Below are 25,127 nucleotides of genomic sequence, written 5' to 3' on the forward strand. Positions count from 1 at the left end.
CCGGCATCTTCGGCAGCGTCAGGTGTGGAGAAGAGACAGCGCGAAAGCGGTGGGTCAGTCGACATCAACTTTGACTGACACACCGCTTTCGCGAGCAAGCCCGCTCCCACATTTGTTTTGTGGTGTTAGTTATTGCGCGGTGACCTTCAGGCCGGTTAGCAGCAACCGCTGAAACAGGTCTTCTTTCAAGCCATCCGGGCTGGTCAGTTGCATCCGCTCCAGATGTTCCGGGTACGAAGAAGGCTCCGGCGCATCGAGCGCAGCCTTGCCCAACTCCAGCACTTCGCTGAGTTTGAATTTGCTCTTGAGCCAGTTCAGCGCCCGCAACAGGTCACGCTCCACGTCGGTGAAATCGCAACCCAGCGGATACTCCGGAAACAACCGCGAATGACGCGCTTCAATCGCCTGCAAACGCTGTGGTGTGTTGTCGGTGAAACGCGGATCCAGATGGAAATCCTTCGGTAACTTGCCGACCTTCCGTGCCTGCTCGATCAAGCCCGGCTGAAAACGCGAGTCGCTGATGTTCAACAGGGCTTCGATCACCGCCGCATCCGTCTTGCCGCGCAGATCGGCAATGCCGTACTCGGTGACCACGATGTCCCGCAGGTGCCTGGGGATGGTGCAATGACCGTACTCCCAGACAATATTGGAACTGACGTCACCCGCCGACTCACGCCAACTACGCAGCAGCAACACCGAACGCGCACCTTCCAGCGCATGGCCCTGGACAACGAAGTTGTATTGTCCACCCACCCCGCTGACCACGCGCCCATCTTCAAGCTGATCCGCCACACCGGCGCCTAGCAGGGTTACGGTAAACGCGGTGTTGATAAATCGTGCATCGAGCCGCTGCAGGCGTTTGAGCTCTTCCTGCCCGTACAGTTCGTTGATGTAGCTGATGCGGGTCATGTTGAATTCGAGACGCTTGCTCTGCGGCAATTCGCGCAGCCGCTGATAGAAACTGCGTGGGCCGAGGAAGAAGCCGCCGTGCACCGAAATACCGTCGGTTTGCGCCGCTTCGTCGAGGGTGCCGGCATTGGCCTGCCGTTGGGTCGGCACGTCCGGGTAAACCTTGCGCCGCACGATCCCGGCGTCAGCCAGCACCAGAAGGCCGTTGACGAACATTTCGCTGCAACCGTACAAGCCTTTGGCGAATGGTTCGATGCCACCTTCGCGCTCAATCAGTTGCGCCCACGGGTCGAGATTCAGGTCGCTCAGTAAAGCCTTATAGGCGTCGTTGTCAGCCTGACGCGCCAGCAACGCAGCGGTCAGCGCATCGCCCATGGAACCGATGCCGATCTGCAGGGTACCGCCATCACGCACCAGTGAGCTGGCGTGCAGGCCAATGAAATGATCCTGGAAACCCACCGGCATGTTCGGCGTGGAAAACAGCGTGGTGCTGTCTTTCTCGTCGATCAACAGGTCGAAGGTGTCGATGCCGACTTCAGCGTCACCGGGCATGTAGGGCAAATCGTCGTGCACCTGCCCGACCATCAGGATCGTCTCCCCTTCTGCACGGCGCCTGGCAATCATCGGCAGCAGGTCGAGGGTGATGTCCGGGTTGCAACTCAAGCTCAAGCGATCGGGATGTTCGGGATGACTGGCCACCAATTGAGCAATCAAGTTCAAACCGGCAGCGTTAATGTCCCGGGCGGCATGGCTGTAGTTGCTGCTGACGTAATCCTGTTGCGCCGTGGCACTGTTGAGCAGACTGCCGGGCTGCATGAAGAATTGCTGGATGTGAATGTTGCCCGGTAGATCATCGCGACGCAGGTCGGCGAGGAATTCCAGCTCCGGATAATCGCCGAAAACCCGATCGATAAAGGGTTCAAGGAAGCGCTTTTGCAAGCCATCGCCCAAGGGCGGGCGTCCCAGGCACAACGCGGTGTAAATCGTCAGCCGTCGCTCAGGCAACTGAGCAATTCGTTGATACAGCGCGTTGACGAAGTGATTGGGCTTACCCAATCCCAAGGGCAAGCCCATGTGAATATGCGCCGGCAACCTCGCCAACACTTCATCGACCGCTTGCTCGATAGAACACAGCTGTACCATCCGATCCTCCCGTACATTCCATGAGTGAGGTTGGACCGAGCTTGCCGGGTCTTTGCTGCATTGACCAGCCCATTAAATACAATCGACCCACACAGGAAACCCTGTAGGAGCGATTAACGAAATCGCAGGCACAAAAAAAGCCGCTCGAAAGCGGCTTTTCAGCAGGAAGACTCAGGCTTATTTCAGGCCGGACATCTTCTGGATGGCGCCTTTGAGCTCGGCGTCGGAGCAGTCGGCGCAGGTGCCTTTAGGTGGCATCGCGTTGATACCGGTAATGGCTTTGGCCAGGATGCCGTCGAGGCCGCCCTGGTGATCGGCACGCTCTTTCCAGGCGGCGGCATCACCGATTTTCGGTGCGCCCAACAAGCCTGAACCGTGGCAAGCGTTGCAATGTTTTGCAATCACCTCATCCGGGGTTTTTGCACCACCGCCGCCGCCAGCAGCAGCGGCGACTTCCATGCCCTTGCACTCTTTGCCCTGGACACAGACCTGGCCGACTGGCTCAAGGCGCTTGGCGATTTCGTCATTGGTCGCAGCTTGAGCGCTGGCAGCCCAGAGGGCCAATACGGTTGCTGGTACGGCCAGCATTTTCATAATTAGATTCACGCGTTCACCCTCAATGGTGGCTAGTCACGCCTACGGCCACGGTTCGCAGGCGGGCGCAAGTATAGCGGTAAGCCCGCGACACTGAAACAACCCCAAAGTCGAAGGGGTCTTGTTGCGCAACGGTCAAACGGCTCAAGTGCCTCTGCCGTGCTGGCAGGACGCCTCTTTCCTTAAAAGTTCGCGGGTGTTGCTGCGCTGATTAGTCGCGCCGGCGCATCGAATGGATTACGGAAACGATGCGGCTTGGTACTTTCAAAGTAGTAGCTATCGCCAGCTTCGAGCACAAAAGTTTCAAGCCCGACCACCAGTTCCAGTCGCCCTTCCAGCAAAATCCCGGTTTCCTCGCCCTCATGGGTGAGCATCTCCTCACCGGTATCGGCGCCTGGCGGGTAGATTTCATTGAGGAATGCGATAGCGCGGCTCGGGTGAGCCCGGCCGACCAGTTTCATGGTCACTGCACCATCGGAAATATCGATCAGCTCGTTGGCTTTGTAGACGATCTGAGTCGGTATTTCCTGCAGGATTTCTTCGGAAAAGAACTCGACCATGGACATGGGAATCCCGCCCAACACCTTCCTCAGCGAACTGATCGAGGGGCTGACGCTGTTCTTCTCGATCATCGAAATCGTGCTGTTGGTGACGCCCGCGCGTTTGGCGAGCTCACGCTGGGAAAGACCTTTGAGCTTGCGGATTGATTGCAGTCGTTCACCGACGTCCAAGCTTGCGCCTCCAAGGATTCAGGTTGTTGGAATATTGAGCGTTATCATGGCGACAGCGTTCAGTATTTACAACACCTTGACCTGAATCCTGTTCGGCGAGGCGACTTCCGGTCTGGGCGGCTTTGCCCTAGCTCCCGGAATAGAGCATTGGCACCCGGCGCAGGTTGCAGAAGATCTGGTACGGAATCGTGCCGGCGGCGATGGCCACGTCGCTGGCGAGGATGTTTTTGCCCCATAACTCGACGGTCGAGCCCAGGCCTGCTTGTGGAATGTCAGTCAGATCGACGCACAGCATGTCCATCGACACCCGGCCGATCAACTGGCTGCGTTGCCCGGCGACCAATACTGGCGTCCCGGTCGGCGCCAGCCGCGGATAGCCATCGGCATAACCCATGGCCACCACGCCAACGCGCATCGGCTTCTGGGTAATGAATTTGGCGCCGTAGCCGATCGGCTCTCCAGCAGGCAATTCACGGACGCTGATCACCTTCGATTCAAGGGTCATCACCGGTTGCAGGCGCGAGGCCACGGCGTTGGCTTCCTCGAACGGCGTGGCGCCGTACAGCATGATCCCCGGGCGAACCCAGTCGCTGGGAATCTGCGGCCAACCCAGCACCGCCGGGGAGTTTCGCAGGCTGACTTCGGCCGACAAGCCCTGACGCGCCGCTTCGAAGACCGCGACCTGCTCGGCACTGGCCTGGCAGTTCAATTCGTCAGCACGGGCGAAATGGCTCATCAGCACAATCTTCGCAACTTTGCCGCTGGCCAGCAGCCGTTGATAGGCTGCCTGATAGTCCTTCGGATGAAGGCCGACCCGATGCATGCCCGAGTCGAGCTTGAGCCAGACCGTGATCGGCTTGCTCAATGCAGCTTTCTCGATCGCTTCGAGTTGCCACAGCGAATGCACCACGCACCAGAAATCATGCTCGACGATCAGCGGCAGCTCATTGGCTTCGAAAAAACCTTCCAGCAGCAGGACGGGCGCGCGAATGCCCGCCGCTCGCAACTCCAGGGCCTCTTCGATGCAGGCCACGGCAAACCCGTCCGCCTCGGCTTCCAGCGCCTGGGCGCAACGCACCGCGCCATGGCCGTAGGCATCGGCCTTGATCACCGCAAGAGCACGGGCACCCGTGACTTCACGGGCGATCTGGTAATTGTGACGCAGGGCTTGGAGGTCGATCAGGGCACGGGCAGGACGCATGGCGGCAGACTTCTGGTCGGTCGGTTAATAAAAAACCGGCGCTGCGGGCGGCGATAACCGCCAGTAGCACCGGGAGAGGGATCTCGCATTATCGCTTTCGCAGCGCGCCTAGCGTGGGCTCACTGGTGAGCCGGCGCTGGATTGACATGTTTTGCAGGCTCCTGACGGTTGCTGCCATACCGGGAGATATCCAGCCCTTCGGCACTGATCTGCGGCTTTTTCTTGGCCATCAGGTCGGCCAGCAAGCGGCCAGAGCCACACGCCATGGTCCAACCGAGGGTGCCATGACCGGTGTTCAGGAACAGGTTCTTGAACGGGGTAGCGCCGACAATCGGCGTGCCGTCCGGCGTGGTCGGACGCAGGCCGGTCCAGAAGCTGGCCTCGGCCAGATTGCCGCCCTGAGGATAAAGGTCGTTGACGATCATCTCCAGGGTTTCGCGCCGACGCGGGTTCAGCGACAGGTCAAAACCGGCGATTTCCGCCATGCCGCCAACGCGGATACGGTTGTCGAAACGGGTGATCGCGACTTTGTAGGTCTCGTCGAGAATGGTCGAAGTCGGGGCCATCGCCGGGTTGGTGATCGGCACGGTCAGGGAGTAACCCTTGAGCGGATACACCGGCGCCTTGATGCCCAGCGGCTTGAGCAATTGCGGCGAGTAGCTGCCGAGCGCCAGCACGTAGCGGTCAGCGGTTTCCAGTTTGCCATCGATCCACACACCGTTGATGCGGTCACCGGCGAAGTCGAGGCTCTGGATGTCCTGGCCAAAGCGGAATTGCACGCCAAGGTTAGTGGCCATCTCTGCCAACTTGGTAGTGAACATCTGGCAGTCGCCAGTCTGGTCGTTCGGCAGGCGCAGGGCACCGGCGAGGATGTCGGTCACATTGGCCAGGGCCGGCTCGACGCGGGCAATGCCTTCGCGGTCAAGCAGTTCGAACGGCACGCCGGACTCTTTCAGCACGGCGATGTCTTTTGCAGCGCCATCGAGCTGAGCCTGGGTGCGGAACAATTGAGTAGTACCCAGGCTGCGGCCTTCGTAGGCAATACCGGTTTCGGCGCGCAGTTCGTCAAGGCAGTCACGGCTGTACTCGGACAGGCGGACCATGCGCTCCTTGTTCACCGCGTAGCGGCTGGCGGTGCAGTTGCGCAGCATCTGTGCCATCCACAGGTACTGATCGATGTCGGCAGTGGCCTTGATCGCCAGGGGCGCATGGCGCTGCAACAGCCATTTGATAGCCTTGAGCGGCACACCCGGCGCGGCCCACGGCGAGGCATAGCCCGGCGAGACCTGCCCGGCGTTGGCGAAACTGGTCTCCATGGCAGCAGCCGGCTGCCGGTCCACTACCACCACTTCAAACCCGGCGCGTGCCAGATAATAAGCACTGGTGGTACCGATGACGCCGCTACCCAAGACCATAACGCGCATTTTCATTTCCCTCATCGCGGCTAACCGCTGACGTTTGTTGTTCAAAGCTTCGGATGTGCGCAGTGTAAAAAAGATTTGCCAGTGCTTTTCACTATATAAGCGCCTATATTTGGCGACAATTCTCGGCAAAAACCCTTTTCACGGAGGCGCATCCCCTATGCGTACCAACACTCAAACCAAACGTGAGCTGGACAAGATCGACCGCAATATCCTGCGGATCCTGCAAGCGGATGGGCGCATATCTTTTACGGAACTTGGGGAAAAGGTCGGGCTCTCGACCACGCCCTGTACCGAGCGGGTGCGGCGCCTGGAGCGCGAAGGGATCATCATGGGCTACAACGCCCGGCTCAATCCGCAGCACCTCAAGGGAAGCCTGCTGGTATTCGTCGAGATCAGCCTCGACTACAAGTCCGGTGATACCTTCGAAGAATTCCGACGCGCCGTGCTGAAACTGCCCCACGTCCTGGAGTGCCACTTGGTATCAGGCGACTTCGACTACCTGGTAAAGGCGCGGATATCGGAGATGGCCTCGTACCGCAAACTGCTGGGCGACATCCTGCTCAAGCTGCCGCATGTGCGCGAATCCAAGAGTTATATCGTGATGGAAGAGGTGAAAGAGAGCTTGAGCCTGCCGATTCCGGATTGACTCGACATGGATCGTTCCCAGGCGGAGCGTGGGAACGATCAAACAAGAACCTGCCGGGTGCTGGCCATGTATTCATGGATCTGCTTCTCGACCCGAGGGTGAATCAGCTCTACCGGCCGCCGCCCATTGGGGCATGGCAGTGTTTGTGTAGTGCCAAACAGCCGACAGATCAGCGGCCGTTCGTCATACACCGTGCAGCCGTTCGGCCCCAGATGGACGCAGTTGAGTTCATCCATCGCCGCATCCTGCTCGGCGCGGCTCTTGCGTGGCAGGCGGGACATTTCCTCCGGCGAGGTTGTTACCGGACCACAGCAGTCATGGCAGCCGGGGACGCACTCGAACGAGGGAATCTGCTGGCGCAACGTGCGAATTTTCTGACTGTTGCAGCTCATCCAAACTATTACCGATCTCGAAACAGAGGCAGATTCTGACGTAAAAATCCCCAACCAGACAGCACCGAGCGACCAGTGTTGCCCGCCTTCGAGGTCCGGCTTATGCTCCGTCGAATTTTCTAGACACACCCATCAGGATCACGCACATGAATGGCCGTGCCCAGCAGCCTGTCCCGAATCACCGGCACACCGCCTCCTATTACGCCGCCAGCAGCCTGCCTCAGCCTGACTATCCGGTGCTGTCCGGCGAACAGATGGCTGACGTCTGCGTGGTCGGGGGCGGTTTCTCCGGGTTGAACACAGCGCTGGAACTGGCGGAACGCGGCCTGAGCGTGGTGCTGCTGGAAGCCCATAAAATCGGCTGGGGCGCCAGCGGCCGCAATGGCGGGCAACTGATTCGCGGGGTTGGCCATGGCCTTGATCAGTTTGCCAACGTGATAGGCGCCGACGGTGTACGTCAGATGAAGCTCATGGGCCTGGAAGCAGTTGAAATCGTCCGACAGCGGGTCGAGCGTTTTCAAATCCCCTGCGACCTGACGTGGGGTTACTGCGACCTGGCCAACAAGCCCCGTGATCTCGAAGGTTTCGCCGAAGACGCCGAAGAATTGCGCAGCCTCGGCTACCGCTACGAAACCCGTCTGCTGCAACCCCATGAAATGCACACCGTAGTGGGCTCCGACCGCTACGTCGGCGGTTTGATCGACATGGGTTCCGGGCATCTGCACCCACTGAACCTGGCGCTGGGCGAAGCCGCCGCCGCCCGGCAACTGGGCGTGAAACTGTTCGAACAGTCGGCCGTCACGCGCATCGACTACGGCCCCGAGGTCAAGGTGCACACAGCCACAGGCTCGGTCCGGGCAAAGACGCTGGTACTGGGCTGCAACGCCTACCTCAATGAGCTCAATCCCGAACTCAGCGGCAAGGTGTTGCCCGCCGGCAGCTATATCATCGCGACCGAACCCTTGAGCGAAGAACTGGCCCACGCACTGTTGCCGCAGAACATGGCGGTCTGCGATCAGCGGGTGGCGCTGGATTACTATCGACTCTCGGCGGATCGCCGCCTGCTGTTCGGCGGTGCCTGCCATTACTCGGGGCGGGACCCGAAAGATATCGCCGCCTATATGCGGCCAAAAATGCTGGACGTCTTCCCGCAATTGGCCGACGTGAGGATCGATTATCAGTGGGGCGGGATGATCGGAATCGGCGCCAACCGTCTACCGCAGATCGGACGACTTAAAGATCAGCCAAATGTGTATTACGCCCAGGCATATTCCGGTCACGGGGTGAACGCCACGCACCTGGCGGGCAAGTTGCTGGCCGAGGCCATTAGCGGGCAGCACAGCGGTGGCTTCGATCTGTTCGCCCAGGTGCCGCACATTACTTTCCCCGGCGGTAAGCATTTGCGCTCGCCGTTGTTGGCGTTGGGGATGTTGTGGCATCGGCTCAAAGAGTTGGTCTGATATTTGGCTGTGGTCTTTGCGGCCCCATCGCGGGCAAGCCCGCTCCCACAGGGTTCTCGTCGTACACAGCATTTGTGACCGGCGGGGTCATTGTGGGAGCGGGCTTGCCCGCGATGAGGTCCGCAAAAACGCTACAGGACTCAAATCCGCCAAAATGGCTTAAGCCCCTCCTCCCGCGCCTGCTCACGCGTCAGCCCGACATCCTTGAGCTGAGCGGGTGTCAATTCCAGCAATGCCTTGCGCGTGTGCAGACGACGCCAGAACCGATCCCAGCGCTTCAGGTCTGACGGCGCGCCGCGCATGTCCGCCTCGCGCGCACCGTGATCCTGCCCTGCCGTCAGCTCCTGACTGTGTAACGTCAGCCGCACATCGCTCAAGCCGTTCATTTTGATTGCTCCTGTTTACTTGGGTAGCCAGAGCTTTCATGATGCGTGGACGGCGAAAAGCATTACAGATTCAACCAAAGTGTATTATCTCCATACAGATTTAACGCTGTAGGTACTGAATCCTGATTTTTTGCTCCATCTGTACTGGTCAATCCCACGACCTCAGACGAGACTGCACCATGACTCTCTACGTCAACCTCGCCGAACTGCTCGGCACGCGAATCGAACAAGGCTTCTATCGCCCCGGTGACCGATTGCCGTCGGTGCGCGCGCTGAGTGTTGAACACGGCGTCAGTCTGAGCACGGTGCAGCAGGCTTATCGCGTGCTGGAAGACAGCGGACTGGCCACGCCAAGGCCTAAATCCGGATATTTCGTGCCGGTCAGCCGCGATCTGCCCGAACTTCCAGCGGTGGGTCGCCCGGCTCAGCGGCCGGTAGACATTTCCCAATGGGACCAGGTGCTGGAGCTGATCCGTGCGGTGCCGCGCAAGGATGTGGTGCAACTGGGTCGCGGCATGCCAGACATCACAACGCCGACCCTCAAGCCGCTGCTGCGCGGCCTGGCGCAGCTCAGCCGCCGACAAGACATGCCCGGCCTGTATTACGACAACATCCACGGCAATCTGGAACTGCGCGAGCAGATCGCCCGGCTGATGCTCGATTCCGGCTGCCAACTGGCCCCCGGCGACCTGGTGGTAACGACTGGCTGCCACGAGGCGCTGTCCACCAGCATTCGTTCGATCTGCGAGCCAGGCGATATTGTGGCTGTGGATTCGCCAAGCTTTCATGGCGCCATGCAAACCCTCAAGGGCCTGGGGATGAAAGCCCTGGAAATCCCCACCGACCCGCTCACCGGGATCAGCCTGGATGCACTGGAACTGGCATTGGAACAGTGGCCGATCAAGGCCATACAGTTGACCCCAAACTGCAACAACCCGCTGGGCTATATCATGCCGGAGTCGCGCAAACGCTCACTCTTGATGCTTGCACAGCGCTTTGACGTGGCGATCATCGAAGACGATGTGTATGGCGAGCTGGCCTACAGCTATCCTCGCCCGCGCACCATCAAATCTTTCGACGAAGACGGTCGTGTCCTGCTGTGCAGTTCGTTTTCCAAGACCCTCGCTCCCGGCCTGCGCATTGGCTGGGTCGCGCCGGGACGCTATCTGGAGCGCGTGCTGCACATGAAATACATCAGCACCGGTTCGACCGCGCCGCAGCCACAGATCGCCATCGCCGAGTTTCTCAAGGCCGGTCATTTCGAACCGCATTTGCGGCGCATGCGCACGCAATACCAGCGCAATCGCGACGCGATGATCGATTGGGTCACGCGGTATTTCCCCGCAGGCACCCGCGCCAGCCGCCCGCAAGGCAGTTTCATGCTGTGGGTCGAGTTGCCGGAAGGCTTCGACACCCTGAAACTCAATCGCGCCTTGCACGATCAGGGCGTACAGATTGCCGTCGGCAGCATCTTTTCTGCCTCGGGCAAGTACCGCAATTGCCTGCGCATGAACTACGCTGCCAAACCAACAGCACAGGTTGAAGAAGCTGTGCGCAAGGTCGGCGCCGCTGCCATCCAACTGCTGGCGCAAACCAACGGGCTGACTGACTGACCTTTCTGCGCAAATTAGCGTCCATATACCAACATCTGCCGCCAATCGGAACGGTCCCACGTGAGAATCAGACAGCCCCTGCTAGCTCTGGTGTTACTTGCTTCGTTCCTTGGCGGCTGCGCCAGCCTCGACGTGCAGCGCGAACAAAGCCAGGCGCTGCCGGCGAGCGCTTCGGCATTTGGCCGTTCGGTCCAGGCGCAGGCGGCACCCCATGAAGGGAAATCCGGCTTTCGCCTGCTATCGGACAGCACCGAAGCCTTCACCGCCCGCGCCGAACTGATCCGCAACGCCCAAGGTAGTCTCGATTTGCAGTACTACATCGTGCATGACGGCGTCAGCACGCGGATGCTGGTGGAGGAATTGCTCAAGGCCGCCGACCGCGGGGTGCGTGTGCGCATCCTGCTCGACGACACCACCAGTGACGGCCAGGACGTCACCATCGCCACGCTTGCAGCGCATCCGCAGATCCAGATTCGAGTGTTCAACCCTTTGCACCTGGGGCGCAGCACCGGCGTAACGCGGACCATGGGTCGCTTGTTCAACTTGTCACAACAACATCGGCGCATGCACAACAAGCTGTGGCTGGCGGACAACAGCATGGCCATCGTCGGCGGGCGTAATCTGGGTGACGAGTATTTCGATGCCGAACCCAATCTGAATTTTACCGACATCGACATCCTCGGCGTCGGCCCGGTCGCGGAGCAGCTCGGGCACAGTTTCGACCAATACTGGAATAGCGCCCTGAGCAAACCGGTCGAACAGTTTCTGTCGAGCAAACCGACCGCACAGGACCTGAAAAATACCCGGGCCCGACTGGAAGAATCCCTGGAACAATCACGCAAACAGAACCATGCGCTCTTTCAGCAGTTGAGGAAGTTTGCCACGGACCCGCGCCTGGATACCTGGCGCAAAGAGCTGATCTGGGCCTGGAACCAGGCGTTGTGGGATGCACCGAGCAAAGTGCTTGCGGACGGCGAGCCAGACCCGCACCTGCTGCTGACCACCCAATTAGCACCCGAACTCGATGGCGTCAGTAAAGAACTGGTGATGATTTCCGCTTATTTCGTGCCCGGTCAGCCGGGCCTGGTGTATCTGACCGGCCGCGCCGATGCCGGCGTGTCGGTGAGGTTGCTGACCAATTCATTGGAGGCCACGGACGTACCGGCGGTGCATGGCGGCTACGCCCCGTATCGCAAGGCGTTGCTGGAGCATGGCGTACAACTCTTCGAACTGCGCCGCCAGCCCGGCGATGAAAGCGGCAGCGGACCGCGCCTGTTTTCCCGCAGGTCCTATGGCGAGTCCGACTCCAGCCTGCACAGCAAGGCGATCATCTTCGACCAACAGAAATCCTTCATCGGCTCATTCAACTTCGATCCGCGCTCGGTACTGTGGAACACCGAAGTCGGCGTGCTGGTGGACAGCCCGGAACTCGCGGCCCGCGTGCGCGAACTGGCATTGGAAGGCATGGCGCCAGCCCTGAGTTATCAGGCGCGGCTGGAGAATGGCCAAGTGGTATGGGTGACCGAAGACGACGGCAAGATGCACACCCTGACCGAAGAGCCGGCCAGTTGGTGGCGACGTTTCAATGCCTGGCTCAGCACTACAGTGGGACTGGAGCGCATGCTTTAAAAGACCCGAGCGTTCGGCAGTCCTGCCACTGAAATGCGATCGCCTGCAGGCGCTGCCGAAGATTGCGATCTTTTGATCTTATGCTGGCTGTACGGCGCCAAATGCCCCTTGGCGCGACAGCAGAATCACCAGGCCAAACGCTCCCGCCGCCATTAGCAATGGCAACGCGTGCCCGCTGATCCACTGGCTGCCAGCACCGGCGATCAACGGCCCGAGCAGGCAACCGATGCCCCACAACTGCGCGATGTGGGCATTGGCTCGGACCAGCGCATCGTCGCGATAACGCTCGCCAATCAGGATCAGCGACAAGGTAAACAGCCCGCCAGCACTGGCGCCGAACAGCACCCACAGCGGCCAGATCATCAGAGTGTCGATCAGCAGCGGGATCGCCAGGCTCGACACCAACAGGACTACCGCGCACCAGGTGAACAATGCTCGGCGCGACATCCGGTCCGCCAGCGCGCCGATGGGCAATTGCAGCAACGCATCCCCCACCACCACCGTGCTGACCATCGCAAGGGCTATTTCCGTGGTGAAGCCCTGGCGCAGGCAATACACCGGCAGTAACGTCAAGATCATCGCTTCGAACGCCGCGAACAGCGACACCGCCCAGGCAATCGCCGGCAGGCCACGGCAGAAGGTCAGCAAATCACCGAAGGTCACGCTGCAGGCCTCGCTACTGGGCGCACCACTGCGGCCCAACAACAGCAACGGTGCCGCCACCAGCAATCCGACGCCAACCCAGAAGCCATAATCGTGCTGGGTGCCGAGGACGCCCAGCAATATCGGCCCAGCCAATTGGCTCAACGCATAACTACTGCCGTACAGCGCCACCAGCCTCCCGCGCCACTCCTCGACCACCAGTTGGTTGATCCAGCTCTCACCGAGGATAAAGACCAGGGTCAGAACCACGCCGATCAACAAGCGCAGCACCAGCCATATCGGATAGCTGGGCAACAATGCCAGCAGGCCGATGGACACAGCCCCACCCCACAAACACAAGCGCATCAGATTGGCTGTGCCGAGACGCGCTGCCAGGTGACTGGAAATCTTCGCGCCTAATAAAACACCAATGGCCGGCATCGCGGCCATTACGCCGATGGCAAACGAGCCGTATCCCCAGCTTTCCAGGCGAAACGACACCAGCGGCATGCTGACACCCAGGGCCAGGCCGACACTCAAGACAGACGCCAATACGGCGAAATACGTCGCCCAACGCATGTTCCACGCTCCTGTGGATAATTTTTGTACAGCACAAAACACTGTGGGAGCGGGCTTGCCCGCGAAGAGGCCATCACATCCAACATCAAAGTTGACTGTCATGGCGCCTTCGCGGGCAAGCCCGCTCCCACAAGGGATCTGCGTCGCTCAGAAGCCCGGTCAGCTGCCGGACTCCCTCACTGGCTTACAACTTGATCCAGGTCGCCTTCAGCTCGGTGTACTTGTCGAACGCATGCAGCGACTTGTCGCGACCGTTGCCGGACTGCTTGAAGCCACCGAACGGCGCCGTCATGTCGCCACCATCATACTGGTTGACCCAGACGCTACCGGCACGCAGTGCGCGGGCGGTCAGGTGAGCCTTGGAGATGTCGGCAGTCCACACCGCGGCGGCCAGGCCGTAAGGCGTGTCGTTGGCGATGGCGACGGCTTCTTCGGCGCTGTCGAAGGTGATGACCGACAACACTGGCCCGAAGATTTCTTCCTGGGCGATTTTCATCGCGTTGCTTACGCCGTCGAAAATGGTCGGCTCAACGTAGGTGCCCCCCGATTCCTGAAGCGTACGCTTGCCACCGGCCACCAGTTTGGCGCCGTCGGCATGGCCAGACTCGATGTATGACAGCACAGTGTTCATCTGCTGGGTATCGACCAGCGCGCCGACATTGGTCGCCGGATCCAGCGGGTTGCCAGGCTTCCAGGTCTTCAAGGCTTCGATCACCAGCGGCAGGAATTTATCCTTGATGGAGCGTTCCACCAGCAGGCGCGAACCAGCGGTGCAGACTTCGCCCTGGTTGAACGCGATGGCGCCCGCAGCGGCTTCGGCGGCTTCTTGCAGGTTCGGTGCATCGGCGAACACGATGTTGGGGCTCTTGCCACCGGCTTCGAGCCAGACGCGCTTCATGTTCGACTCGCCGGAGTAGATCAGCAGTTGCTTGGCGATCTTGGTTGAACCGGTGAATACCAGGGTGTCGACATCGTTGTGCAGGGCCAAGGCCTTGCCGACGGTGTGACCGTAACCCGGCAGCACGTTGAGCACGCCTTTCGGAATACCGGCTTCGACGGCCAGGGCAGCGATGCGGATGGCAGTCAGCGGGGATTTTTCCGACGGCTTGAGGATCACCGAGTTACCGGTGGACAGCGCCGGGCCGAGTTTCCAGCACGCCATCATCAACGGGAAGTTCCACGGCACGATGGCACCGACAACACCGACTGGCTCGCGAGTGACCAGACCCAGTTGATCGTGCGGGGTTGCCGCCACTTCGTCGTAGATCTTGTCGATGGCTTCGCCGCTCCAGCTCAGTGCTTGCGCCGCGCCAGGAACGTCGATGTACAGGGAGTCGCTGATCGGCTTGCCCATGTCCAGGGTTTCAAGCAGGGCCAGCTCTTCGGCGTGCTGTTTCAGCAGGCCGGCGAAACGAATCATGGTGGCTTTGCGCTTGGTCGGCGCCAGGCGCGACCAGACGCCAGAGTTGAAGGTGGCGCGGGCGTTTTCAACAGCGCGCTGGGCATCGGCGGCGTCACAGCTGGCGATCTTGCCCAGCAGGCGGCCATCGACCGGGCTGATGCACTCGAAGGTCTCGGCGGAGACGGCATCGGTGTATTCACCATTGATGTAGGCGCGGCCTTCGATCTTCAGATCGCGAGCGCGTTGCTCCCAGTCGGCACGAGTCAGGGTGGTCATGCGAGTGTCCTCCTCTTATTGAATACGACACCCGCGTTCTTCGCGGGCGCTGTCAGGAATTCTGCCCGGCCAGCCAGCTTGCGGCCCAAGGCAACCACCACCCTAAACCAGCGGCAGGTGAAGTTTCAATATATTTGACATAACACCGGCAAACGGCCTTGCGATGTTCATTTTAATAAACATAGACTTAAACATTACCAGCCACTCGCACCGCAAAGACGGGGGAATACAATAATGAGCATCCAGAACATCGTAGACTTCAGCCAGGCCACCACTGCCGTCGAACGCTATCGCCCAGACCCGGCGAAAGTTCTCAAAGGCGATCCCGAGCAAGCCGTGTACAACCACTACAACAGCCCTTGCGGACAGTTGAATGCCGGTGTGTGGGAAGGCGCGGTCGGCCAGTGGCTGGTGAATTTCACCGAGCACGAATACTGCGAAATCGTTCAGGGTGTTTCTGTGTTGCGTGACAGCGACGGCAACAGCAAAACCGTACGCGCGGGCGATCGCTTCGTGATCCCGGCAGGCTTCCGTGGCACCTGGGAAGTGCTGGAGCCGTGCCGCAAGATCTATGTGGCGTTTGAACAGAAAGCCTGATTTTTTTGCAGGCAGCAAAAAAGGCCCGTATCTCGCGATACGGGCCTTTTTCGTAAGTCAGGAAAAATCAATTACTTGATTTTGCCTTCCTTGTAGATCACGTGCTTGCGAACAACCGGATCAAATTTCTTGATCTCGATTTTGTCCGGAGTAGTACGCTTGTTCTTGTCGGTAGTGTAGAAATGACCAGTACCGGCGCTCGAAATCAAACGAATCAATTCACGCATGATTAGCTCCCTTAGATCTTGCCAGCGGCGCGGATTTCGGCCAGCACGACAGTGATGCCACGCTTGTCGATGATGCGCATGCCTTTGGCAGATACGCGCAGACGCACGAAACGTTTCTCTTCTTCAACCCAGAAGCGGTGATGCTGCAGGTTCGGCAGGAAACGACGACGGGTTTTGTTATTTGCGTGGGAAATGTTATTCCCAGTCACCGGACCCTTACCGGTAACTTGACAGACTCTCGACATGCCTCAGCCCTCTAAAACCACATGCCCAACCCGGCATGGGTTGGCCGCTTAATCTCTCAGTCATTTGGCGCCAGGCGCCGCGTTTCTTTAAGGGTCTTACCGGCTACACCTACAAACGAAGGAACCGGGCCCCTAGAAAAGAGCGCTGCTTTATACCAGAAAGACTAGAGAGCAACAACATTCAGTGTGCGCTGAGTTGATAAAAACCCTGTTTTTCAGGCGCCAGGCGCCTTGGATCAAGGCTATCGTCGCTTGCGACCGCTCGTCGCAGAGAATCTGCGCAACAAGCCGATCCAGCTTTTTCCCAACCAGCGCTCGCCAGAATCGATCGGCTATAGTCCCCTGAAAACGAAAAAGGGGATAGTCATTTGCAATCCAGCCCACTAGGGTAAGCCTTTTCCAGACTGCACTTGCAGATGGGCCTTCGATCTGTAAAGGAACCCGACCATGCGCCTCGCTGCCCTACCGCTGTTGCTTGCCCCGCTCCTGCTGGGCCCACAGGCCTACGCCGCCGCCCTGAGCGTCTGCACCGAGGCCAGCCCCGAAGGGTTCGATGTGGTGCAATACAACTCGCTGACCACCACCAACGCTTCGGCTGACGTGCTGATGAACCGATTGGTGGACTTCGACAATGCCAGCGGCAAAGTTGTCCCCAGCCTCGCGGACAGTTGGGAGGTCACACCGGATGGCCTGACCTACATCTTCAAGTTGCACCCCCAGGTGAAATTTCATCGCACCGACTACTTCAGCCCAACGCGTGAACTGACCGCCGAGGACGTGAAGTTCAGCTTTGACCGGATGCTCGATCCGGCCAACCCATGGCACAAAGTCGCCCAGAGCGGCTTCCCCCATGCTCAGTCGATGCAATTGCCCGCACTGATCAAGAAGATCGACGCACTGGACCCCCTAACCATACGCTTTACCCTGGATCACCCGGACTCCACCTTCCTCGCCACCCTGAGCATGGGCTTCGCCTCGATTTACTCGGCCGAGTACGCTGACAAGCTGATGAAAGCCGGCACGCCGGAAAAGCTCAATAACCAACCGATCGGCACTGGCCCGTTCGTATTCACGCGTTTCCAGAAGGACGCCACCGTTCGCTACAAAGCCAACGCCGAGTACTTCCGCGGCAAGCCCTCGGTCGATCCGCTGATCTTTGCCATTACCCCTGACGCCAACGTGCGCTTGCAGAAATTGCGCCGCAATGAATGCCAGATTGCGCTGTCGCCCAAGCCTCTGGATGTCCAGGCGGCGCTGAAGGAGCCGACGCTGAAAGTCGAAAAGACTGACGCCTTCATGACCGCCTTCGTTGCCATCAACAGTCAGCACCCGCCTTTGGACAAACCCGAAGTGCGCCAGGCGATCAACCTCGCCTTCGACAAGGCCAACTACGTCAAGGCCGTGTTCGAAGACACCGCTGAACCCGCCAACGGCCCCTACCCGCCCAACACCTGGAGCTATGCGAAAACATTGCCGGGTTACCCGCATGACGTCGAGAAAGCCAAGGCGTTGATGGCTAAGGCCGGGCTCAAGGAGGGATTCCAGACCACCATCTGGACCCGCCCTTCCGGCAGCCTGCTGAACCCTAACCCGAGCCTCGGCGCTCAACTGCTTCAGTCCGATTTGGCGGAAATCGGCATTCAGGCCGAAATCCGCGTCATCGAATGGGGTGAGTTGATTCGCCGCGCCAAAGCTGGCGAACACGACTTGCTTTTCATGGGCTGGGCGGGTGACAACGGTGACCCGGATAACTTCCTCACGCCGCAGTTTTCCTGCGCAGCCGTCAAGTCCGGCACCAACTTTGCGCGCTATTGCAACCAGGACCTGGACAAGTTGATCAGCGCCGGCAAGACCACCGGTGAGCAAGGCGTGCGCACCAAGCTCTACGAACAGGCCCAGACGCAGATCCAGCAACAGGCGTTGTGGCTGCCCCTGGCGCATCCGACCGCCTTCGCCCTGACCAGCAAGGCCGTCGAGGGATACTCGGTCAGCCCGTTTGGGCGACAGGATTACTCGAAGGTCAACATCAAATAGGCCACCCGACACAAAACCCTGTAGGAGCGAGCATGCTCGCGATGGTCGTCAACGATGACGAGGGCCGCCTGAAAGAAAGCGGTGCCACTACCACCATCGCGAGCATGCTCGCTCCTACACGGGGGGGGGGTCACATCCACCCGTACTCCGCCATCGACAGCGGGTTGCCATCGCCAATGATGAAATGGTCGAGCACCCGCACATCGATGAGGTCCAGCGCCTTCTGCAGGCGCTTGGTCAGCATCCGGTCAGCCTGGCTGGGGTCAGTGTTGCCTGACGGATGGTTGTGACAGAGGATCAGTGCCGCCGCATTGTGAGCCAATGCACGCTTGACCACTTGCCGCGGGTGAACGCTGGTGTTGTCTATCGAGCCGCGAAACAGCACCTCAAACGCCAGGACCTGATGCCTGGAGTCGAGAAACAGGCACCCAAACACCTCGTGGGGCTCATGTCGCAGCATCGACTTGAGGTATTCACGCACCGCCTGCGGGTTTTCCAGGGCCGACTTTTCTCGCGCACGCTCGGCCAAATGGCGCCTGCTCATTTCCTGAGCAGCCTGCAACTGCGCGAATTTCGCCGGACCGAGCCCCAACTGCTTACTGAACGTTTCCTGGTCGGCCTCCAACAGCAAACGCAGGCTGCCAAACTGATTCAACAGGTGTCGCGCCAGATCGACGGCACTTTTACCCACCACGCCAGTTCGTAAAAATATCGCCAGCAACTCGGCGTCCGAAAGACTTCCCGAGCCCTGTTCAAGCAACCTCTCCCGCGGCCGTTCCGACGCCGGCCAATCGCGAATACTCATACCACCTCCCTGTCTGTGGGCGCCGCTGTTCCGTTGCGGTCGCTGTGATATCGTAGCCCATCTTTTTTGCGGGCGATTTCACTCCTGGGGAGGGGGTATCGCAACGCAGTCATCAACGAAAATGAAAGGCAGGCCTATGCAGCGGCTGTATCGGAAACGCATTGTTCTGGGCGTCGGCGGCGGTATCGCTGCCTACAAGAGCGCCGACCTGGTTCGCCGCCTGATCGATCAGGGCGCGGAAGTGCGCGTGGTCATGACCCGTGGCGGCGCTGAATTCATTACTCCGCTGACCATGCAGGCCCTGTCCGGGCATCCAGTGCACCTGGACCTGCTGGACCCGGCGGCCGAAGCGGCGATGGGCCACATTGAGCTGGCCAAATGGGCCGATCTGGTGCTGATCGCCCCCGCCACCGCGGATTTGATCGCGCGCCTGGCCCAAGGCATTGCCGATGACCTGCTGACTACGCTGGTGCTGGCCACCGACGCAGTGGTTGCCATCGCTCCGGCGATGAACCAGGCCATGTGGCGCGATCCGGCCACCCAGGCCAACCTGCAAACCCTCGAAAACCGTGGCATCAAGGCCTTCGGTCCAGCTTCGGGCAGCCAGGCCTGCGGCGACGTCGGCCTGGGACGCATGCTCGAAGCGACGGAGCTGGCTCAATGCGCGGCAGACTGCTTCCAGCGCCAGGCATTGACCGGCAAGCACGTGCTAATCACCGCCGGCCCTACCCAGGAAAACATCGACCCGGTGCGCTACATCACCAACCACAGCTCCGGAAAAATGGGCTTTGCCCTGGCGGAAGCGGCGGTTGAAGCCGGCGCCCGCGTAACCCTGATCACGGGCCCGGTGCATCTGCCGACCCCGGACCGTGTTACGCGCATCGACGTAGTCAGCGCCCGCGACATGCTCGCCGCGTGCGAAGCGGCGATTCCTTGCGACCTGTTTATTGCCTCGGCAGCGGTCGCGGACTACCGCCCAGAAGTCGTCGCACCACAGAAACTCAAGAAAGATCCTACGAACGGCGACGGCTTGTTGCTACAAATGGTGCGCAACCCGGACATCCTGGCCAGCATCGCTACACGCCCCGACCGTCCGTTCAGCGTCGGTTTCGCCGCCGAAACCGAACACCTGCTCGACTACGCTGCCCGCAAGCTGAAAGACAAGAACCTCGATTTGATCGTCGCCAACGACGTCGCCAACCCGAGCATTGGCTTCAACAGCGAAGAAAACGCCTGCAGCGTAATCGACCGTGAACTTCACGCCACACTCTTCGCCCAGACCAGCAAGAGCAAGATTGCTCGCCAGCTGATCACTTTTATCGCCGAACGTCTGAACCAGGTTTAATTTACATGCACGCTTTGCAAGCCAAGATCCTCGACCCCCGCATCGGTACCGAATTTCCGCTGCCACAGTACGCCACGCCAGGTTCCGCCGGCCTCGACCTGCGCGCCATGCTGGAGCAGGACATCGTGATCAAGCCGGGTGAAACGGTACTGATCCCCACTGGCCTGTCGATCTACATCGGCGACCCGAACCTGGCGGCGCTGATCCTGCCGCGCTCCGGCCTGGGCCATAAACACGGTATCGTCCTGGGCAACCTGGTCGGGCTGATTGACTCCGACTACCAGGGACCGCTGATGGTCTCCTGCTGGAACCGTGGCCAGACCGACTTCACCATGGCCGTCGGCGAACGCCTGGCGCAGCTGGTGCTGGTGCCGGTGGTGCAGGCGCATTTCGAGATGGTTGAAGAGTTCGTCGAAACCCAGCGTGGTACCGGCGGTTTCGGTCATTCCGGCAGTCACTGATACGTTCGCTATACCCCTGAAATCAATGGATTGAACGGCCCAAAGCCGCTCGCGTCGCTGGCATGGCCTTTTCGCACCACGAACTCTGCGCGAAAAACGCCGTCATACCTTTCAGTTTGAACCTGTCGACGACTTATTCGCAGGCCGGTCCAGCCACTTTCACGATGGAGCATTTCCCCAGATGAGCACCCCTGTACGCGTTGCCCCCAAGTTCCCCGACAGTATTTTCCGTGCCTATGACATACGCGGCACCGTCCCGGAATTTCTCAACGCCGAAACGGCTTACTGGCTTGGTCGCGCCATCGGTGCACAGAGCCTGGCCCAGGATGAACCGAATGTATCCGTTGGTCGTGACGGTCGCCTGTCCGGCCCCGAGCTGGTTGAACAGCTGATTCAAGGCCTGGCCGACAGCGGCTGCCACGTCAGCGATGTCGGCCTGGTGCCTACGCCCGCGCTGTACTACGCCGCCAACGTGCTGGCCGGCAAATCCGGGGTGATGCTCACTGGCAGCCACAACCCAGCGAACTACAACGGCTTCAAGATCGTCATTGCCGGGGATACCCTGGCCAACGAACAGATCCAGGCCCTGCATGACCGCCTCAAGACCAACAACCTGACCAGCGGCAAGGGCAGCATCACCCGGGTCGAGATCCTTGATCGCTACAACACCGAAATCGTCCAGGACATCAAACTGGCCCGCCGCCTGAAAGTCGTGGTGGACTGCGGCAACGGTGCAGCCGGCGTGATCGCCCCGCAATTGATCGAGGCGCTGAACTGCGAAGTCATCCCGCTGTTCTGCGAGGTCGATGGCAACTTCCCTAACCATCACCCGGACCCGGGCAAGCCTGAAAACCTCGTCGACCTGATCGCCAAGGTCAAGGAAACCAATGCGGATATCGGCCTGGCTTTCGACGGCGACGGCGACCGCGTCGGCGTGGTGACCAACACTGGCAGCATCGTTTTTCCGGACCGCCTGTTGATGCTGTTCGCCCGCGACGTGGTGGCGCGCAATCCGAACGCCGAAATTATCTTCGACGTTAAATGCACTCGCCGCTTGATCCCGCTGATCAAGGAATACGGTGGTCGTCCGCTCATGTGGAAAACCGGTCATTCGTTGATCAAGAAGAAAATGAAACAATCCGGCGCCCTGCTGGCCGGCGAAATGAGCGGGCATATCTTCTTCAAGGAGCGCTGGTTCGGTTTCGACGACGGCATTTACAGCGCCGCGCGGTTGCTGGAGATCCTGAGCAAGGAGAAATCCACGGCCGAAGAGTTGTTCGCGACCTTCCCGAACGATATTTCTACGCCGGAAATCAATATCCATGTGACCGAAGAGAGCAAATTCAGCATCATTGATGCATTGCACGACGCGAAGTGGGGCGAAGGCGCCGACCTGACCACCATTGACGGCGTGCGAGTCGACTATGCCAAAGGCTGGGGCCTGGTTCGCGCTTCCAACACCACACCGGTGCTGGTCCTGCGTTTCGAGGCCGATGACGAGGCAGAACTTTCGCGCATCAAGGACGTTTTCCACGTCCAGTTGAAGCGTGTTGCACCTGATCTCCAACTACCGTTCTGATTCACCCGGAGCCCTGAATGACCCTCGAACGCGAAGCCGCCGCCAACACCGCCAAGGTCCTGTCCGAAGCGCTGCCTTACATTCGCCGCTATGTCGGCAAGACACTGGTGATCAAATACGGCGGCAACGCGATGGAAAGCGAGGAGCTGAAAACCGGCTTCGCCCGCGACATCGTGTTGATGAAGGCCGTGGGCATCAACCCGGTCGTGGTTCACGGCGGCGGCCCGCAAATCGGCGATCTGCTCAAGCGCCTGTCGATCGAGAGCCACTTCGTCGACGGCATGCGCGTTACCGATGCCGCTACCATGGACGTGGTCGAGATGGTCCTCGGTGGCCAGGTCAACAAGGACATCGTCAACCTGATCAACCGTCATGGCGGCAGCGCCATTGGCCTGACCGGCAAAGACGCCGGGCTGATTCGTGCGAAGAAACTGACCGTCACCCGCCAGACACCGGAGATGACCCAACCGGAGATCATCGACATCGGCCAGGTGGGCGAAGTGGTCGGGATCAACACCGAGCTGCTGAACCTCCTGGTCAAAGGCAACTTCATCCCGGTGATCGCGCCAATCGGCGTCGGCGAGAACGGCGAGTCGTACAACATCAATGCTGACCTGGTGGCCGGCAAAGTCGCCGAAGCGCTGAAAGCCGAGAAGCTGATGCTGCTGACCAACATCGCCGGCCTGATGGACAAGGCGGGAACGGTCCTGACCGGCTTGACCACCCAGCAAGTCGACGACCTGATCGCCGACGGCACCATCTATGGCGGCATGCTGCCCAAGATCCGTTGTGCACTGGAAGCGGTCCAGGGTGGCGTGGGCAGCTCGCTGATCATTGACGGTCGGGTACCGAACGCGATTCTGCTGGAGATCTTCACCGATACCGGTGTGGGCACCCTGATCAGCAATCGCAAGCGTCCGTAAGCGATAGCGCACAAAAAAGACCCCGCTCAGCCTGGCTGAACGGGGTCTTTTTTTGCCCACGATCCCTATGAAACCTGAATATCCCTGTAGGAGCTGCCGCAGGCTGCGATCTTTTGACTTGGCTTGTAAAAAACAGGATCAAAAGATCGCAGCCTGCGGCAGCTCCTACAGGGATCGTGTTAAACGCCGAATTGCGCGCGATAGGCTTCAACGGCTGGCAAATGCTGCTTGAGCTGCGGATCGTCGGCGAGGAATTCCAGCACCTGGTTCAGCGAAACGATGCTGATCACCGGAATACCGAAATCACGCTCCACTTCCTGGATCGCTGACAACTCACCGTTGCCACGCTCCTGACGGTTCAGGGCGATCAGCACGCCGGCCGCCTTGGCGCCGTCCTGGGAGGCGATGATCTGCATCACTTCACGGATCGCGGTGCCAGCGGTAATCACGTCGTCGATGATCAGCACATTGCCGGTCAGCGGCGCGCCGACCAGGCTACCGCCTTCACCGTGAGCCTTGGCTTCCTTGCGATTGAAGCACCATGGCAGGTCACGACCGTGATGTTCGGCCAATGCCACTGCAGTGGTCGCCGCCAAAGGGATCCCTTTGTAGGCCGGACCGAACAGAACATCGAAGCCAATACCGCTTTCGGCAATGGCTGCAGCGTAGAAACGACCCAGCTGCGCCAAGGCCGAACCCGAGTTGAACAGGCCCGCATTGAAGAAGTAAGGACTGGTGCGCCCGGACTTCAGGGTGAACTCACCGAAGCGCAAAACGCCGCGATCGATGGCAAAACGAATGAAATCGCGCTGATACGCTTGCATGAAAAAAACCCCAAATACCACGGATTTAGCTAATTAGGTTGACGCCGTGTATCATACACGCACGCGATTTTTGGGGCCATTTATGCGGATCATCAGTGTGAACGTCAATGGTATTCAGGCTGCAGTCGAGCGAGGTTTGCTCAGTTGGCTGCAGGCACAGAATGCCGACGTCATCTGCCTGCAGGACACCCGTGCCTCCGCCTTTGAACTGGACGATCCAGCCTTCCAACTGGATGGATACTTCCTTTATGCCTGCGACGCCGAAGTTCCCGCCCAAGGCGGCGTGGCTTTGTACTCGCGGTTGCAACCGAAGGCTGTCATCAGCGGTCTCGGTTTCGAGACGGCAGACCGCTACGGGCGCTACCTGCAAGCAGATTTCGACAAAGTTAGTATTGCAACCCTGCTGCTTCCTTCCGGGATGAACGGCGATGAGGACTTGAACCAGAAGTTCAAGCTCATGGACGACTTCGCCAAGTACCTGGACAAGCAGCGGCGCAAACGCCGCGAGTACATTTATTGTGGCTCGCTGTATGTGGCGCAACAGAAACTGGACATCAAGAACTGGCGTGACAGCCAGCAATCCCCGGGCTTCCTGGCGCCTGAACGCGCCTGGATGGACGAGATTGTCGGCAACATGGGTTACGTCGATGCCCTGCGCGAAGTCAGCCGTGAAGGCGACCAGTACAGCTGGTGGCCGGATAACGAACAGGCCGAAATGCTCAACCTCGGCTGGCGCTTCGATTACCAGATCCTGACCCCGGGCCTGCGCCGCTTCGTACGCAGCGCGCGCCTGCCACGTCAGCCACGGTTCTCGCAACATGCGCCACTGATCGTGGACTACGACTGGACGCTGACCATCTAAGTGTCAGATGCAAAAAAGCCGACAGCGATGTCGGCTTTTTTATGGGTGATTAGTTTTCTGTCGGAGCGAGCCTGCTCGCGAAGGCGGAGTGTCAGTTAATACAAATGTCGCCTGGCACAATGCTTTCGCGAGCAGGCTCGCTTGTATGGTAGGACTTGAAGGGAGGAGGAGGGACAAGGCTCGATTCTGACTGTTGAC

The 25,127-nt window shown here is 59.7% G+C and carries 23 protein-coding genes and 1 pseudogene; 11 read left to right on the forward strand and 13 right to left on the reverse strand.

Translation table 11 applies throughout. From position 1 onward, the window contains the following. Nucleotides 1-129 precede the first annotated feature (129 nt). From AC3WWR_RS28010 to dadA, 5 genes are all read right to left on the reverse strand, one after another. On the reverse strand, nucleotides 130-2,052 hold the full coding sequence (locus tag AC3WWR_RS28010; RefSeq protein ID WP_492599246.1) for an acetyl-CoA hydrolase/transferase C-terminal domain-containing protein: 1,923 nt from the start codon (nucleotides 2,050-2,052) through the stop codon (nucleotides 130-132). A 177-nt stretch (nucleotides 2,053-2,229) separates the two neighbouring features. Beyond that, nucleotides 2,230-2,646: a c-type cytochrome gene (locus tag AC3WWR_RS28015; RefSeq protein WP_020797888.1), complete on the reverse strand. Its 417-nt coding sequence runs from the start codon at nucleotides 2,644-2,646 to the stop codon at nucleotides 2,230-2,232. 182 nt (nucleotides 2,647-2,828) lie between these two features. Beyond that, nucleotides 2,829-3,377: a cupin domain-containing protein gene (locus AC3WWR_RS28020; RefSeq protein WP_020797889.1), complete on the reverse strand. Its 549-nt coding sequence runs from the start codon at nucleotides 3,375-3,377 to the stop codon at nucleotides 2,829-2,831. A 127-nt stretch (nucleotides 3,378-3,504) separates the two neighbouring features. Next, a complete protein-coding gene (gene alr, locus AC3WWR_RS28025; protein ID WP_151143739.1) occupies nucleotides 3,505-4,578 on the reverse strand; it encodes an alanine racemase in 1,074 nt (357 codons plus the stop codon). A 119-nt stretch (nucleotides 4,579-4,697) separates the two neighbouring features. After that, the gene (gene dadA / locus AC3WWR_RS28030; protein WP_033044263.1) at nucleotides 4,698-6,002 is read right to left on the reverse strand and encodes a D-amino acid dehydrogenase; all 1,305 of its coding nucleotides are present in this window, start codon (nucleotides 6,000-6,002) and stop codon (nucleotides 4,698-4,700) included. A 157-nt stretch (nucleotides 6,003-6,159) separates the two neighbouring features. Here dadA and AC3WWR_RS28035 point away from each other — a divergent pair, with 157 nt between their 5' ends. Continuing rightward, entirely contained in the window at nucleotides 6,160-6,648 is a 489-nt protein-coding gene (locus AC3WWR_RS28035) for an Lrp/AsnC ligand binding domain-containing protein (RefSeq protein ID WP_003177284.1), read from the forward strand. Nucleotides 6,649-6,686: 38 nt separating this feature from the next. On the opposite strand, the gene AC3WWR_RS28040 is transcribed toward AC3WWR_RS28035, so the two are convergent. Beyond that, nucleotides 6,687-7,040, reverse strand: a complete 354-nt coding sequence (locus AC3WWR_RS28040; protein ID WP_020797892.1) for a YkgJ family cysteine cluster protein — start codon at nucleotides 7,038-7,040, stop codon at nucleotides 6,687-6,689. 146 nt (nucleotides 7,041-7,186) lie between these two features. Between AC3WWR_RS28040 and AC3WWR_RS28045 the strand changes: the two genes are divergently transcribed. Then, on the forward strand, nucleotides 7,187-8,500 hold the full coding sequence (locus tag AC3WWR_RS28045; RefSeq protein WP_020797893.1) for an NAD(P)/FAD-dependent oxidoreductase: 1,314 nt from the start codon (nucleotides 7,187-7,189) through the stop codon (nucleotides 8,498-8,500). Between the two features lie 140 nt (nucleotides 8,501-8,640). Here AC3WWR_RS28045 and AC3WWR_RS28050 read toward each other — a convergent pair whose 3' ends face one another. Next, nucleotides 8,641-8,886, reverse strand: a complete 246-nt coding sequence (locus AC3WWR_RS28050; RefSeq protein ID WP_020797894.1) for a DUF1127 domain-containing protein — start codon at nucleotides 8,884-8,886, stop codon at nucleotides 8,641-8,643. A gap of 179 nt (nucleotides 8,887-9,065) precedes the next feature. Between AC3WWR_RS28050 and AC3WWR_RS28055 the strand changes: the two genes are divergently transcribed. Together AC3WWR_RS28055 and AC3WWR_RS28060 are read left to right on the forward strand one after the other, a co-directional pair. Beyond that, nucleotides 9,066-10,499 (forward strand): aminotransferase-like domain-containing protein, encoded by a 1,434-nt coding sequence (locus AC3WWR_RS28055; RefSeq protein ID WP_432668755.1) that lies wholly within the window; start codon nucleotides 9,066-9,068, stop codon nucleotides 10,497-10,499. A 60-nt stretch (nucleotides 10,500-10,559) separates the two neighbouring features. Further along, a complete protein-coding gene (locus AC3WWR_RS28060) occupies nucleotides 10,560-12,128 on the forward strand; it encodes a phospholipase D family protein (RefSeq protein WP_042955424.1) in 1,569 nt (522 codons plus the stop codon). Between the two features lie 78 nt (nucleotides 12,129-12,206). Here the strand turns inward: AC3WWR_RS28060 and AC3WWR_RS28065 are convergent, their stop codons facing one another. Together AC3WWR_RS28065 and AC3WWR_RS28070 are read right to left on the reverse strand one after the other, a co-directional pair. Next, on the reverse strand, nucleotides 12,207-13,349 hold the full coding sequence (locus AC3WWR_RS28065) for an MFS transporter (protein WP_033044259.1): 1,143 nt from the start codon (nucleotides 13,347-13,349) through the stop codon (nucleotides 12,207-12,209). Nucleotides 13,350-13,533: 184 nt separating this feature from the next. Beyond that, nucleotides 13,534-15,027: an aldehyde dehydrogenase gene (locus AC3WWR_RS28070; protein ID WP_020797898.1), complete on the reverse strand. Its 1,494-nt coding sequence runs from the start codon at nucleotides 15,025-15,027 to the stop codon at nucleotides 13,534-13,536. A 234-nt stretch (nucleotides 15,028-15,261) separates the two neighbouring features. Between AC3WWR_RS28070 and AC3WWR_RS28075 the strand changes: the two genes are divergently transcribed. Next, on the forward strand, nucleotides 15,262-15,624 hold the full coding sequence (locus AC3WWR_RS28075) for a cupin domain-containing protein (protein ID WP_492599247.1): 363 nt from the start codon (nucleotides 15,262-15,264) through the stop codon (nucleotides 15,622-15,624). Between the two features lie 71 nt (nucleotides 15,625-15,695). On the opposite strand, the gene rpmG is transcribed toward AC3WWR_RS28075, so the two are convergent. Further along, complete coding sequence (gene rpmG, locus AC3WWR_RS28080) at nucleotides 15,696-15,851, reverse strand: 50S ribosomal protein L33 (protein ID WP_007894709.1); 156 nt, start codon at nucleotides 15,849-15,851, stop codon at nucleotides 15,696-15,698. A gap of 11 nt (nucleotides 15,852-15,862) precedes the next feature. After that, nucleotides 15,863-16,096: a 50S ribosomal protein L28 gene (gene rpmB, locus AC3WWR_RS28085; protein WP_003176907.1), complete on the reverse strand. Its 234-nt coding sequence runs from the start codon at nucleotides 16,094-16,096 to the stop codon at nucleotides 15,863-15,865. Nucleotides 16,097-16,543: 447 nt separating this feature from the next. Here rpmB and AC3WWR_RS28090 point away from each other — a divergent pair, with 447 nt between their 5' ends. Beyond that, complete coding sequence (locus tag AC3WWR_RS28090) at nucleotides 16,544-18,130, forward strand: ABC transporter substrate-binding protein (protein ID WP_020797899.1); 1,587 nt, start codon at nucleotides 16,544-16,546, stop codon at nucleotides 18,128-18,130. Between the two features lie 130 nt (nucleotides 18,131-18,260). Here AC3WWR_RS28090 and radC read toward each other — a convergent pair whose 3' ends face one another. Next, nucleotides 18,261-18,935, reverse strand: a complete 675-nt coding sequence (gene radC, locus AC3WWR_RS28095) for a RadC family protein (protein WP_020797900.1) — start codon at nucleotides 18,933-18,935, stop codon at nucleotides 18,261-18,263. Between the two features lie 136 nt (nucleotides 18,936-19,071). On the opposite strand from radC, the gene coaBC reads away from it, so the two are divergent. The 4 genes and pseudogenes from coaBC (at nucleotide 19,072) to argB (ending at nucleotide 23,243) form a co-directional block, all read left to right on the forward strand. Further along, the gene (gene coaBC / locus AC3WWR_RS28100) at nucleotides 19,072-20,280 is read left to right on the forward strand and encodes a bifunctional phosphopantothenoylcysteine decarboxylase/phosphopantothenate--cysteine ligase CoaBC (protein ID WP_020797901.1); all 1,209 of its coding nucleotides are present in this window, start codon (nucleotides 19,072-19,074) and stop codon (nucleotides 20,278-20,280) included. A 5-nt stretch (nucleotides 20,281-20,285) separates the two neighbouring features. After that, nucleotides 20,286-20,741, forward strand: coding sequence for a dUTP diphosphatase (gene dut / locus AC3WWR_RS28105; RefSeq protein WP_008054604.1), 456 nt, complete (start codon nucleotides 20,286-20,288; stop codon nucleotides 20,739-20,741). A 175-nt stretch (nucleotides 20,742-20,916) separates the two neighbouring features. Further along, nucleotides 20,917-22,320 (forward strand): annotated as a pseudogene (locus AC3WWR_RS28110) (phosphomannomutase/phosphoglucomutase); the annotation flags it as partial. A 17-nt stretch (nucleotides 22,321-22,337) separates the two neighbouring features. Continuing rightward, on the forward strand, nucleotides 22,338-23,243 hold the full coding sequence (gene argB / locus AC3WWR_RS28115) for an acetylglutamate kinase (RefSeq protein ID WP_020797904.1): 906 nt from the start codon (nucleotides 22,338-22,340) through the stop codon (nucleotides 23,241-23,243). 179 nt (nucleotides 23,244-23,422) lie between these two features. Here argB and pyrE read toward each other — a convergent pair whose 3' ends face one another. Continuing rightward, entirely contained in the window at nucleotides 23,423-24,067 is a 645-nt protein-coding gene (gene pyrE, locus AC3WWR_RS28120; protein ID WP_020797905.1) for an orotate phosphoribosyltransferase, read from the reverse strand. Nucleotides 24,068-24,149: 82 nt separating this feature from the next. Here pyrE and crc point away from each other — a divergent pair, with 82 nt between their 5' ends. Beyond that, entirely contained in the window at nucleotides 24,150-24,929 is a 780-nt protein-coding gene (crc, locus tag AC3WWR_RS28125; protein WP_008062840.1) for a catabolite repression control protein Crc, read from the forward strand. The last annotated feature ends 198 nt before the right edge of the window (nucleotides 24,930-25,127 follow it).

Source organism: Pseudomonas sp. EB271-G4-1 (assembly GCF_058791355.1).

Coding starts and splice junctions, on each gene's coding strand:
- AC3WWR_RS28010 (WP_492599246.1), bottom strand. CDS start 2,052: ATGGTACAGCTGTGTTCTATCGAGCAAGCGGTCGATGAAGTGTTGGCG.
- AC3WWR_RS28015 (WP_020797888.1), bottom strand. CDS start 2,646: ATGAAAATGCTGGCCGTACCAGCAACCGTATTGGCCCTCTGGGCTGCC.
- alr (WP_151143739.1), bottom strand. CDS start 4,578: ATGCGTCCTGCCCGTGCCCTGATCGACCTCCAAGCCCTGCGTCACAAT.
- dadA (WP_033044263.1), bottom strand. CDS start 6,002: ATGCGCGTTATGGTCTTGGGTAGCGGCGTCATCGGTACCACCAGTGCT.
- AC3WWR_RS28035 (WP_003177284.1), top strand. CDS start 6,160: ATGCGTACCAACACTCAAACCAAACGTGAGCTGGACAAGATCGACCGC.
- AC3WWR_RS28040 (WP_020797892.1), bottom strand. CDS start 7,040: ATGAGCTGCAACAGTCAGAAAATTCGCACGTTGCGCCAGCAGATTCCC.
- AC3WWR_RS28045 (WP_020797893.1), top strand. CDS start 7,187: ATGAATGGCCGTGCCCAGCAGCCTGTCCCGAATCACCGGCACACCGCC.
- AC3WWR_RS28050 (WP_020797894.1), bottom strand. CDS start 8,886: ATGAACGGCTTGAGCGATGTGCGGCTGACGTTACACAGTCAGGAGCTG.
- AC3WWR_RS28055 (WP_432668755.1), top strand. CDS start 9,066: ATGACTCTCTACGTCAACCTCGCCGAACTGCTCGGCACGCGAATCGAA.
- AC3WWR_RS28065 (WP_033044259.1), bottom strand. CDS start 13,349: ATGCGTTGGGCGACGTATTTCGCCGTATTGGCGTCTGTCTTGAGTGTC.
- AC3WWR_RS28070 (WP_020797898.1), bottom strand. CDS start 15,027: ATGACCACCCTGACTCGTGCCGACTGGGAGCAACGCGCTCGCGATCTG.
- AC3WWR_RS28075 (WP_492599247.1), top strand. CDS start 15,262: ATGAGCATCCAGAACATCGTAGACTTCAGCCAGGCCACCACTGCCGTC.
- rpmG (WP_007894709.1), bottom strand. CDS start 15,851: ATGCGTGAATTGATTCGTTTGATTTCGAGCGCCGGTACTGGTCATTTC.
- rpmB (WP_003176907.1), bottom strand. CDS start 16,096: ATGTCGAGAGTCTGTCAAGTTACCGGTAAGGGTCCGGTGACTGGGAAT.
- AC3WWR_RS28090 (WP_020797899.1), top strand. CDS start 16,544: ATGCGCCTCGCTGCCCTACCGCTGTTGCTTGCCCCGCTCCTGCTGGGC.
- radC (WP_020797900.1), bottom strand. CDS start 18,935: ATGAGTATTCGCGATTGGCCGGCGTCGGAACGGCCGCGGGAGAGGTTG.
- coaBC (WP_020797901.1), top strand. CDS start 19,072: ATGCAGCGGCTGTATCGGAAACGCATTGTTCTGGGCGTCGGCGGCGGT.
- dut (WP_008054604.1), top strand. CDS start 20,286: ATGCACGCTTTGCAAGCCAAGATCCTCGACCCCCGCATCGGTACCGAA.
- argB (WP_020797904.1), top strand. CDS start 22,338: ATGACCCTCGAACGCGAAGCCGCCGCCAACACCGCCAAGGTCCTGTCC.
- pyrE (WP_020797905.1), bottom strand. CDS start 24,067: ATGCAAGCGTATCAGCGCGATTTCATTCGTTTTGCCATCGATCGCGGC.
- crc (WP_008062840.1), top strand. CDS start 24,150: ATGCGGATCATCAGTGTGAACGTCAATGGTATTCAGGCTGCAGTCGAG.